The sequence below is a fragment of the Spirulina sp. 06S082 genome (assembly GCF_034932145.1).
Taxonomy (GTDB): Bacteria; Cyanobacteriota; Cyanobacteriia; order Cyanobacteriales; family Spirulinaceae; genus CCY15215.
In genome coordinates this window covers 1-10875 of the sequence record NZ_JAYGHV010000050.1, presented here as the reverse complement: position 1 = coordinate 10875, position 10875 = coordinate 1, and the positions used below count along the sequence as shown (strand labels likewise).

General features: G+C 42.1%; 8 protein-coding genes and 1 pseudogene. 6 read left to right on the top strand and 3 right to left on the bottom strand.

The features are described from left to right. A pseudogene (locus VB714_RS05710) lies at positions 1-603 on the bottom strand (hypothetical protein); the annotation flags it as partial. Positions 604-961: 358 nt separating this feature from the next. Between VB714_RS05710 and VB714_RS05705 the strand changes: the two are divergent. Next, entirely contained in the window at positions 962-2788 is a 1827-nt protein-coding gene (locus VB714_RS05705; RefSeq protein WP_323222042.1) for a sensor histidine kinase, read from the top strand. Positions 2789-2846: 58 nt separating this feature from the next. On the opposite strand, the gene VB714_RS05700 is transcribed toward VB714_RS05705, so the two are convergent. Both VB714_RS05700 and arsS read right to left on the bottom strand, forming a co-directional pair. Further along, positions 2847-3626, bottom strand: coding sequence for a TVP38/TMEM64 family protein (locus VB714_RS05700; RefSeq protein WP_323222040.1), 780 nt, complete (start codon positions 3624-3626; stop codon positions 2847-2849). 69 nt (positions 3627-3695) lie between these two features. Then, complete coding sequence (arsS, locus tag VB714_RS05695) at positions 3696-4709, bottom strand: arsenosugar biosynthesis radical SAM (seleno)protein ArsS (RefSeq protein WP_323222038.1); 1014 nt, start codon at positions 4707-4709, stop codon at positions 3696-3698. Positions 4710-4846: 137 nt separating this feature from the next. Between arsS and VB714_RS05690 the strand changes: the two genes are divergently transcribed. The 5 genes from VB714_RS05690 to VB714_RS05670 form a co-directional block, all read left to right on the top strand. Continuing rightward, a complete protein-coding gene (locus VB714_RS05690) occupies positions 4847-4978 on the top strand; it encodes a hypothetical protein (RefSeq protein ID WP_323222036.1) in 132 nt (43 codons plus the stop codon). Positions 4979-5071: 93 nt separating this feature from the next. Then, complete coding sequence (locus tag VB714_RS05685; RefSeq protein WP_323222034.1) at positions 5072-5560, top strand: hypothetical protein; 489 nt, start codon at positions 5072-5074, stop codon at positions 5558-5560. Positions 5561-5587: 27 nt separating this feature from the next. Further along, positions 5588-6409, top strand: coding sequence for a hypothetical protein (locus VB714_RS05680; protein WP_323222032.1), 822 nt, complete (start codon positions 5588-5590; stop codon positions 6407-6409). A 40-nt stretch (positions 6410-6449) separates the two neighbouring features. Continuing rightward, complete coding sequence (locus tag VB714_RS05675; RefSeq protein ID WP_323222030.1) at positions 6450-9236, top strand: carboxypeptidase-like regulatory domain-containing protein; 2787 nt, start codon at positions 6450-6452, stop codon at positions 9234-9236. Positions 9237-9650: 414 nt separating this feature from the next. Continuing rightward, a partial coding sequence (locus VB714_RS05670) for a tetratricopeptide repeat protein (RefSeq protein WP_323222029.1) occupies positions 9651-10875 on the top strand: 1225 nt, incomplete at its 3' end.

Below are 10875 nucleotides of genomic sequence, written 5' to 3'. Positions count from 1 at the left end.
CGGACGAGTTTTCGTATTTGATTGCCAAGCATTGATAAGAAGGTAACAACAACGATTGAGAAAATCGTAAAATTTGCTGTCTTCTCGTTTAGCTGTCACCATATTTTCGAGGGCGGCTTGAATGCTAACATCACTATAATTATTAACATCAATAAACAGGTGTTGAAAGCGTTCTAATATTCGTTCGGGAGGGTCTTTTTCCAAACAAACTGATAAATGTCGTAAAACTTGTTTCTCTAATGCACTGAAATCTACCTGCGATCGATGAGATTGAAATCTCGTTTTTTCTGGACTCGGAAAAGTTGGATTAGGTGGGAAACTCTCATTCGTTTCCATCAGTCGAACATCTTTAATTAATAAACCGAGAATATTTGCCAATTGTGCGGTTTTAAAAAGAGTTCTCACTCGCTTATAACTTTGAGCCTCGCTTTGGAATTTGAGGATAGAAATATCTCTTTCAGGATGAATTTCGAGTAATTGCAGGTGGCGATCGTCGGCTAGTCGTTGCAATTGTTGCAGAAGTTCCTGCTTCTGGGGGCGAATTTCTTCAATGGTCAGGGGAGAAACTAGCTCCCAAACAATTTGATGCGTTCTATCTTTCATAAGTATATCGCCGAGCGATCGCTTCTGATGCGATCGTTAACTCTGAACGCTATACTAGCAAGTTCTTACTGTATCAAAACGGAATTTCCCTTTTTTGTAGAAAAAATTATTATTTCCGATCTTAAAAATGAGAATCTTTGTTGTATCAACTCAAAAGATGATTTTTTTACTCGAATCTACCTAACTAGATATTGCTGAAATGAGGCAATGCAATTTATGTAAGAAGCTGAATTGCAAAAAAATACACAAATCTAAACATTTACTAAAATTGTAACAAAAATTGCAAACAAAAAGATAAAACTTAATTATCCTAAAATACATTTAGTTAATTTGATTAGCATTACGAGTTTGTCAGATCATGTTTAACTCTTCTCAATCTTTAGTTTCTTTTTTACAAAGATTATCCAAACAAAGCGCGATCGCAGTTTTTGGGATTGGCTGTGTTGTTATCGTCGGGTGGTGTTTTAATATTGGTCTGCTTAAAAGTGTCCTGCCTGGACTCGTGACGATGAAAGCCAATACAGCATTTGGCTTTATCTTTGCGGGACTTTCCTTGTGGGCATTTCATCAAACCCGTCAAACGACTAAAACTCGTTCTATTGCAGTTATTTCGGCTATTTTAGTCTTTCTAATTGGGTTTTTGACCCTGACTCAATACGGTTTTAATCTCGATTTAGGTATCGATCAACTCATTTTTAAAGAATCTGTAGATGCTGTAGCGACAGCTTCTCCTGGCAGAATGGCATTAAACAGTGCCTTAAACTTTTTTCTGGTTGGAACAGCTTTAATTTTTATTGTCTTTCCCAGGAAAAGTTATCTCTCTTCTCATATCCTCAGTATCGTTAGTTTTTTAATTGCTTATTTAGGATTACTGGGCTATCTTTACGGTAATGCCTATTTTTATCAATATGGTTCTGCCTTCACTGCGATGGCACTCCATACCGCGATCGCTTTTATTTTAGAGACGATCGGTCTTGTTTTTGCTGCTCCAAAACGGGGAGTTGTTGCAATCCTAACCATGAATAATGCTGGGGGTATTTTAGCACAGCGTCTTGCCTTGGCTGCTGTTCTTATTCCTCCTGTAGTTTGTTGGTTTATTCTCTTGGGTTATCGCTATGCAGTTTACACCGCAGAATTAGCAATTTGTTTATTAGGGATTATTAATGTTATCGTCTTTTCAGCTTTAATTTGGGGTAATGCCAGTGCATTAGGAAAAATAGATCGCAAGCGTCATCAAGCAGAATTAGCATTGCAACAAGCGAATGAAGATTTAGAACAAAGAGTTAAAGAGAGAACTAGGCAACTCGAACAAACTCTATTTGAATTAAAAACAACACAAACTAAACTCGTCCAAACTGAAAAAATGTCTAGTTTAGGACAGTTGGTTGCCGGGGTGGCACATGAAATTAATAATCCCGTTAACTTCATTTACGGTAACTTAGTTCACTCCGAACGCTATACCCAAGAAATCTTGGGTTTAACCGAACTTTACCAAAAATATTATCCCGAAAGCGTACCGGAAATTGAAGACGAAATAGAAGCGATCGATTTAGAATTTCTCAAGGAAGATTTACCTCGTTTAATTGGGTCGATGAAATTGGGTGCCGATCGCATCCGGGAAATTGTTAAATCTCTCCGCAACTTTTCGAGAATGGATGAGGCACAAGTCAAAGCTGTAGATATTCACGAAGGTATTGAAAGTACCTTAATGATCCTGCATAATAGACTCAAAGCCAAACCCGAACACCCAGAAATTAAAATCATTAAAGAATATGGCAATATTCCCTCGGTTGAATGTTATGCAGGGCAACTCAATCAAGTGTTTATGAACTTAATTTCTAATGCGATCGATGCCCTAGATGAATACAATCGCGATCGCTCCTTTGCCGAAATTCAAGCCGATCCCAGTTACATTCGCATTCAAACTTATTATGAGAATAATGCTGTGAAAATTGCGATCGCGGACAACGGTGCAGGCATCCCAGAAGAGGCACAGCAAAAGTTATTCGATCCCTTCTTTACCACCAAACCCATTGGCAAAGGAACTGGGTTGGGTCTTGCTATCAGCTATCAAATTGTCGCTGAAAAGCACCAAGGAAAAATCATTTGTACTTCCCAACCTGGACAAGGTGCAAAATTTGAAATTGTCCTACCTCTACAGCAAGTTTTCTCCAAAACAGCATAAATAAAAATAGAATAAAAATAGAGATGTTAGATGTTAGATGTAACGTCTCTATTTGAGTTCATAAATTTTTACTACTTTCCTTCGCAAACTGGGGAGGGGAATCTGTTTTCTCTACCAATTGTTCATCGAGGGCTTTTCTCGCAATTTTGGTCACAAAAACTGTTACTGCAGCCGTTGCAATAAAGCCAACAATACGAATAATCCAGGTTATCGTACTATTACTGTCACTACCACCAGCACCCAAAGTGGCTAAATCTCCAGCTAATGAACCCAGATAAACATACATGACTGTACCTGGCATCATGCCGATCCAAGAGGCGATCGCATAGTCTTTTAAAGAAACTTGGGTCACACCAAAAGCATAATTTAAGAACACAAAAGGAAAGATGGGGGAGAGTCGAGTTAACCCGACAATTTTCCAACCTTCTTTAGCAACTGCTTTATCGATCGCCTTAAATTTTGGTTGGCTTTCAATTTGCTTAGATACCCAGCCTCTGAGAAAATAGCGTCCGATAATAAATGCTACTATTGCAGCTAAAGTTGAGGCAATAGATACATAAATAGACCCTTGTACAACTCCAAAAATAACCCCTGCCCCCAAGGTTAAAATCGCTCCAGAAATTAAGGCAACGGAAGCGATAATATAAATGCCAGCAAAAACAATAGGACCCCATATTCCGAGGCCATCAATCCAACTTAATGTATTTTGCAAAATAGTGTTAATATAGTCTGTAATGCCCAAAAATTTAGCTACCACGATTAAACCTACAACAACAACTGCGATCGCAATAAACTTAAAAATTGCTTTGAGTTTACTGTTTTTTTGGTTTTCAACCATCTCAAAATACTCCGAATAACCTAAAAAAATGTAAATTTTTGGGTAGATATTCCCTCAATTAATCTGAATTTAGACCAAAGCACCACCACAGCTAGAACCACATCCTGCTGTACAACCATAGCAATATTTTGCTGTTTGTATCTCCTGAATTATATCTAAACTATTCAATTTTAGTAATTTGGCAACGGTAATCGTTTCTCCATTGGCCATTTTTGCGGGCAATCCTTCCATCTGATTAAAATCGCAGTCGTAAATATTACCTAAATAATCAATAGACAGTTCATTTAAACACATCAAATTCTCAAGGGTGCTAGAATTGTAATGACTTTCGAGAAATTTTACATAAGAATGTAAAATTTCGTGGCGCTGTAAATATTGTTTTGTGCGACCAACGGGTAAATTTGTAATGGTGAATAAATGATTGAATTGAATGCCAAAATGTTCGTTTAAATATGCTTTATAATCCTTTTCTAATTTCTGTTGATCGGGAGTTAAAGAAAAATTCTCATTTTTGGGTAAAGTAGGATTATAAACCAGATCGAGCATGAGGTGAGGATCGATTCCATAACCGAGTTTATTTAAGCGTTGGATGGCGCGAATAGATTGATTATAAACTCCTGCACCGCGCTGGCGATCGACATTGGTTTCTAAGTAACAAGGAAGAGATGCAACTACTCTAAGTTTATGTTGGGCAAAGTATTCGGGTAAATCTGTAAATCCGGGTTCAAAAAAGATAGTTAAATTAGAACGCACTATAACTTCTTTTTCCTGTTTTCTAGCAGCTTCAACAATAGGTTTAAAGCCATAGTTCATTTCTGGCGCACCTCCAGTTAAATCTACTGTTTTAATTTGCTCAAAGCGTTGAATCGTTTCGATGAGTTGTTCGCAAATTTCAGGGGATAATTCTTCTGTACGCTTGGGACCAGCTTCGACATGACAATGGGTACAAGCTAAATTACAACGTCGTCCTAAATTAATTTGTAAAACTGTAATTTCTTGTTTGTTGAGAGGAGTATTAATTTTTTGGAAGAAGGGAGTAATTGAAACCGTAGATTTTTTTATTTGCGGGGGAGATATTACCATAGTTGTCTTGTTGGGAAGAATTAAATTTGCATAAACTATAACATGAATATCTCATGCTTGATATCCATCTGTTGTGTTTTCTCGCTATGAGTTTCATTTAATCGGATATAACTGAAATTTCCCTGAGATTTAACTGGATGGATGCAGAGAATTTTTCTGATTTAGAGAATATTTGGTCTTCTCACAGAAAGATTTCCCAAAAATATAGGCGATCGCGTCCCAAAAAATATGTAGAGTGTCGGTTGACAGGAATGCGCGATCGTGGATGAGTGAAAATTTTGTAAAACTTTCCCTATCCTTAAGGAATATTTGTTATTATGGGGGCAAATTTGACTTATCGATTCACATTAGGAGTAATAAAGATGTTTCGCCGTTCTCTCCTTGTAGCTTCATTAGCGATCGCCGGGACTTGTGTATTTGCCTCTAGCACTAAAGCGCAACCAACAACTGGAGACGTTGATTTTAGTGGGGTTGTTACTCCCAGTGCTTGTACTTGGGAACCTATCAACTCTAAAACACCGGGGGTTTTAGCGCCCAATCCTGCCTTAGATACCCTCACTACTACTATTCCTGCCAGCATCGAGATCGAATGTCCGCTAGGAGCAACGTTGACAATAGGAGATCCCGTTCCGGGGGCAAACCCTGCTCCATCAAATGATACAGCTTGGGTTGACTTGGGGGCAAATACGGCCTATTCTCCGGCTCATCCCTTAAATGGAGGTTTTCCCAGTTTACCCGTGCCAGCAGGGAGTATAGAAAACCTCTCTATTTCTATGGAAGCTATCTCGGTTGCCCCTCAGTTTGCCGCCGGTACATATACCTACACGGTGACATTAACCGCAACTCCGTAATTTTGAGAACATTAACGAGTAGGGTTTATGAGATTGCAAATAGGACGCTTTGGCTTATATGCTGCCAGTACCGTTCTTTTATGTTTGGGAATGGGTTTGGGGTCTTTGCCAGCGCGATCGCAGGTGAGAATGACTCCTAATATTCTTGAAATCGAGGCCAAGCGAGGTCAAAGTCAAGGCTATTTCACCATTTCTAACCCAGGAGAAACGCCTTTTCGCGCCCGTATTTCAGCGATTCCTTTTACTTACGATCGCGCCAACGGATTTCAAGGTTTACCCGAGTCCCATCCCCAAGACTTAACACCCTACTTACAATTTACCCCCCGAGAACTGGAAGTACAACCGGGAACGAGTCGTAGAGTTCGTTTAATCGGTCGTCTCGCCCCCAGTTTACCAGAGGGAGAGTATCGTTCGGCGCTAATTGTGGAAAATCTACAACCCGTTATTACAACAGATGGACGAGGAAATCAGGTTCAGATTGTACAACAAACGGCGATCGTTGTCTTTGTCCGCAAGGGAGATTTTCAACCCAATTTAACAGTAGAACAAGCAATTTGGGATGCTGAGGCGAGAAATATTACCCTTTTGGTGCAGAATAGGGGAGGAGCATCAACACGACCGGAAATTCAGTGGCGTTTAGTGCAGGAAAATACAACAGTTGACGAAGGCACGATTACGCCTACAATTGTTATTGCGGAAAGCGATCGCAATTTTGTGATTACTTATGCCGAAGGAGAAGAAACTCCTCCACCAGGAGATTATCAGCTTCAGGGTGAAATGATTTGGCACGAAGATAATTATCGCCAAAAGAGAGGGGCAACATTTAATATTAATTTAATCGTTGATTGATTTTATTATTTGTTATTAGAGAAAGCAAGGAATTTTGATTGTGAGTACAAAATTAGCGAGAAATCGAGAGAAAAATTATCCCTATCTCATCCTAATTTCTCATATTTTGCTATCTGGTTTGACGATCGCCCTAACTGGAGGAGAATGGCGATCGGTATTCGCACAAACTTCTCTAGATGCTTCTCCTCTCAACCGTCTTGATAAAGATAAACCTACAGAAAATTTACCGCAAATTCCTGTTACTCCGTCACCTCTTCTGGAAAAAGACAAACCCAACGCAGAGATACAATCTTTAGAAGAAAATGAAAACCTTGATTTCCCCTTCGATGCGAATTTTACCACCCTCATTGTCGGGATCGATATCAATCAAAGACCTGCGATCGATGGGGCATTGGTAAGAGGAAGAGAAGATGGTACAAATGCCATTAATTTGTCAGATTGGTTAGTTCCCTTTGATGTGGTGCGCGAGGCATTAAACTTGGAAATTACCCCCTTAGAAGAAGATATCTTAGAAGTGCGATCGCGGCAAATTGTCACCCGTATCGATCGCGATCGCCTGCAAAGCGATCCAGAATTAGGACAAGTCTTTTCTGTAGCGCAAATTGAAGAATTTTTCGGTATTACCGTTGAATTTGACCTTGAAAACTACTCTCTCAATTTTAAAATTCCTCGTTTAGCGCAAAATTTTCGCCCTAGAGTTGAACCCCCTCCCGTACAAATTGAAGGACTTGAAAAAATTAAACCCGATGATGTTACAATATCTGCGATCGAACAACGCATTGATACTGCTGGGGTAGAAGGAAACTCGAGTAACACCCGAGGAGATTTTGCGATCGTGGGTACCGTTGCAGCAGGAAGTTACTTTTTTCGCCTCAATCAAAGAAATTTAAGTGATTCGACGACATGGACTCTCACAGAAGGACAATATTTGCGGCAAAGCGATCGCGCCGACTATGCGATCGGTTCTCAAGGAACCTTTTGGAACAGTGGAGAAAGGGGGGATTTCGTCGGTTTTACCACCATTCAACGACAAGGATTTACACCCCCCACCTATACCCGTCGGGGAGGATTTGCCCCCGAGGAACGAATGCAAGGGCAACAAGTTGGGCGTAACATTGTCGGACGAGCCGATCCCGGTACTTTAGTGCGACTCGTCCTAGGTTCGAGTAACTTAATCGATGAAGTTTTGGTAGACTCCTCGGGGATTTATCGTTTTGACGAGATTCCCGTAGGACAAAATCCCTTGTATCGCGGAGGATATCGCTTATTTCTCTACCCCGAAGGACAACTTTCTGCACAACCAGAAGTGCGATCGCCAACTTTTGGCAATGCTGCGGGACAATTGGAAGCAGGAACCTCAGCAACAATTGTTTCTGCGGGGGTTAGAAGGGTAGTGGGTGCGCCGGAAAATGGGGTTTTAGGGGAATTTGAGAATATTGCTGTAGGAGTGGGACAACGGTGGGGAATTAGCGAAAATTTTACCTTTGGTTTGGGGGCAATTGTTGACAATAATTTTCGCGGTTTAGGGGAATTCTTTTTTAGTCCAACGGGAACTAATTTTCAAATTGGTGCGAGTATTTTAACCCCCGATCGCAACGAAACTTGGGATATTGATGCTAATATTTACTTCCGTCCCATTCCGCAATTATTTGCCCGCTTTAATAGCGATCGCTTCTCCCGTCGTCTCAATCTTGACTGGCGCATTTTTCAGGGGGTTTCTCTCTTGGGAACTTATGATAATCTTAATGGCTTATCCGCAGGTATTCAAACTTCATCAGGAGGGAATAATTATTTAAGTTTTGTCCGTGCTACTATAGACGAAGATAGTGATTTTCGTTGGAATATTATCCAGCGTTTAGGAGTATTAGAATTTACCCAACAAGGTAATGAAATTAGTTCAAATTCGCAACTAGATTTTAATCTTTCCGGTAATCCTTTTTTTGATTGGGGACATTCTCTGCTTTTTGGTTATGAAACTAGAAATTTACGAGAAACAAATGAGTTAGCCAGGTTAGGATGGCGCTATCGTTCCCCCGATCGCGCTAGAGATGGACGCTATCTCTATGAATTTGAGGTGGGTTACGGGTTTGGAACTTTGGGATCGGGGTTCGTCGCAACGGCAGAAACCACAGCTATTCCAGGACTTTTAGTACGGGCAATTTATCAAGGCATTTCCGTCACTAGCGATCGCGACTCCTACCGTTTAGAAATTCTCTCCAGTCTCAATTTACATCCGAGAATTTCCGAAGGCGATCGCCGTTTGGATTTGTTGCGAACTCGAGGTGGTATTGCAGTATTACCTTTTTTTGATAATAATAGTAATGGCAAAAAAGAAACAGGAGAATCTTTCTTTTCTGAAGGTGCAGAATATCTTTTAATCCTCAACAATCAATCAATTTCCACCTTTCGCCCCGAAATCGCCAATCAACAAATTCTCTTACATCTTCCCCCTGGAACTTATCGCCTCGATCTCGATCCAGCAGGTTATCCCATTGATTGGCAGCCCTTGAAATCGGCTTATGCAGTAGTAGCAGTAGAAGGGAGTTATACGCCGATTTATGTTCCTTTTGTGCCTGCTTATAGTTTATCCGGTATTGTTACAGATAGCAAGGGAAATCCTCTAGCAGGGGCTACAGTAGAAGCTTTTAATGCTGCTAATGGCGATCGCCGTTTTTCGGTGACGAATACCGCAGGGGTTTATTATTTGGAAGGCTTAAAAGAAGGGGTTTATCGCTTAATGATTAATAATCAAGCAGCAAATCCCGAGGAGATTATTTTTGAGTCAACCTCAGAACGTTTTCAAGAGTTGAACTTTGCGATCGAATAAATAGTTTGGGTCATCTCGCTGGCGATCGCTTGTTGGTTAAGGTTGGCGATCGCGCAATATACTGCACTAACGTAAGAAAATATAGTAACCCGAGTTGCTAGTTACAAATAGGATACGTGAGGATGCTTCGCTTTTCAACGATGGGGACTTCCGGATTCTCCCCCCTTATTGATCCCCCTCTTATCCCCCTTGAAAAGGGGGAGGATAGAGGATGCTTCGCTTTTCAACGATGAGGGCTGGGGGGGATCGAATCAATAACTAGCAAGTTGAGTTAGTAGTGGGAGCATCTCGCTCCCTAGCAGCGTAGTCCTATCTCTCTATTGTTAATACTCTAAACCCTTGTCAAAAAGCAAAACTCTGTATACATTGATAACATCTGGGAATATCTGAGAGATTAAGTTGAGGGAAGGCGCGATGAAAAAGAGAACAAAAATCTGGGGCTGCATCCTGGCAGGGGTAGCAAGTGCGGCAATACTGCCCGTCTCTGGGATGGCACAGGGAAAACCCGTTGAAACCCACATCGCCCAACAGTCGCCGGACTTAGATGAGGCTAATCGAGTTCTTCAAGAAGGATCTCAACTGTTTCAAGAGGGATCGGCAGAATCTCTCAGACAAGCTCTGATTAAATGGGAACAAGCCGCGATTCTCTTTCGCCAAGCTGGTAATCAAAGTTCAGAAGCATTCTCTCTCCTTGGTGTTGGTAGAATCTATGACCTTCTAGGAGAAAAGCAGAAGGCGTTAGAATACTACGAACGCGCCTTGCCTCTTCTCCAAGCCGTGGGAGATCGCGGGGGAGAAGCTGCCACCCTCAACAATATTGGCTTAGTCTACTCCTCCCTAGGAGAAAAGCAGAAAGCGTTGAAATACTTAGAACGCGCTTTGCCCCTTATCCAAGCCGTGGGCGATCGCAGGGGAGAAGCCGCCACCCTCACCAATATTGGCTCTGTCTACGACGACCTAGGAGAAAAGCAGAAAGCCCTTGAATACTACGATCGCGCCTTGCCTCTCCGTCAAGCCGTGGGCGATCGCAGGGGGGAAGGCATCACCCTCAATAATATTGGCTTAGTCTACAACTCCCTAGGAGAAAAGCAGAAAGCTCTTGAATACTACGCTCGCGCTTTGCCTCTCCGTCAAGCCGTGGGCGATCGCGGTGGGGAAGCTGCCACCCTCACCAATATTGGCTCTGTCTACGACGACCTAGGAGAAAAGCAGAAAGCCTTGGAATACTACGATCGCGCCTTGCCCCTTATCCAAGCGGTGGGCGATCGTGGGGGAGAAGCCAGCACTCTCACCAATATTGGCGGGGTCTACTCTGACCTAGGAGAAAAGCAGAAAGCCTTGGAATATTTAGAACGCGCCTTGCCCCTCCGTCAAGCGGTGGGCGATCGCGGCGGAGAAGCCGCAACCCTCCACAATATTGGCGCTGTCTACTCCTCCCTAGGAGAAAAGCAGAAAGCCCTTGAATACTACGATCGCGCCTTGCCCCTCCTCCAAGCCGTGGGCGATCGCAGGGGGGAAGCCATCACCCTCAATAATATTGGCGGTGTCTACTCCTCCCTAGGAGAAAAGCAGAAAGCGTTGGAATACTACGAACGCGCCTTGCCCCTCCGACAAGCGGTGGGCGATCGCGGCGGGGAAG

What these genes read in the sequence shown, in the direction of transcription:
- VB714_RS05690 (WP_323222036.1), top strand. Translation starts at nt 4,847, where the DNA reads ATGGATGCAGAGAATTTTTCTGATTTAGAGAATATTTGGTCTTCTCAC.
- VB714_RS05700 (WP_323222040.1), bottom strand. Translation starts at nt 3,626, where the DNA reads ATGGTTGAAAACCAAAAAAACAGTAAACTCAAAGCAATTTTTAAGTTT.
- VB714_RS05705 (WP_323222042.1), top strand. Translation starts at nt 962, where the DNA reads ATGTTTAACTCTTCTCAATCTTTAGTTTCTTTTTTACAAAGATTATCC.
- VB714_RS05685 (WP_323222034.1), top strand. Translation starts at nt 5,072, where the DNA reads ATGTTTCGCCGTTCTCTCCTTGTAGCTTCATTAGCGATCGCCGGGACT.
- VB714_RS05680 (WP_323222032.1), top strand. Translation starts at nt 5,588, where the DNA reads ATGAGATTGCAAATAGGACGCTTTGGCTTATATGCTGCCAGTACCGTT.
- arsS (WP_323222038.1), bottom strand. Translation starts at nt 4,709, where the DNA reads ATGGTAATATCTCCCCCGCAAATAAAAAAATCTACGGTTTCAATTACT.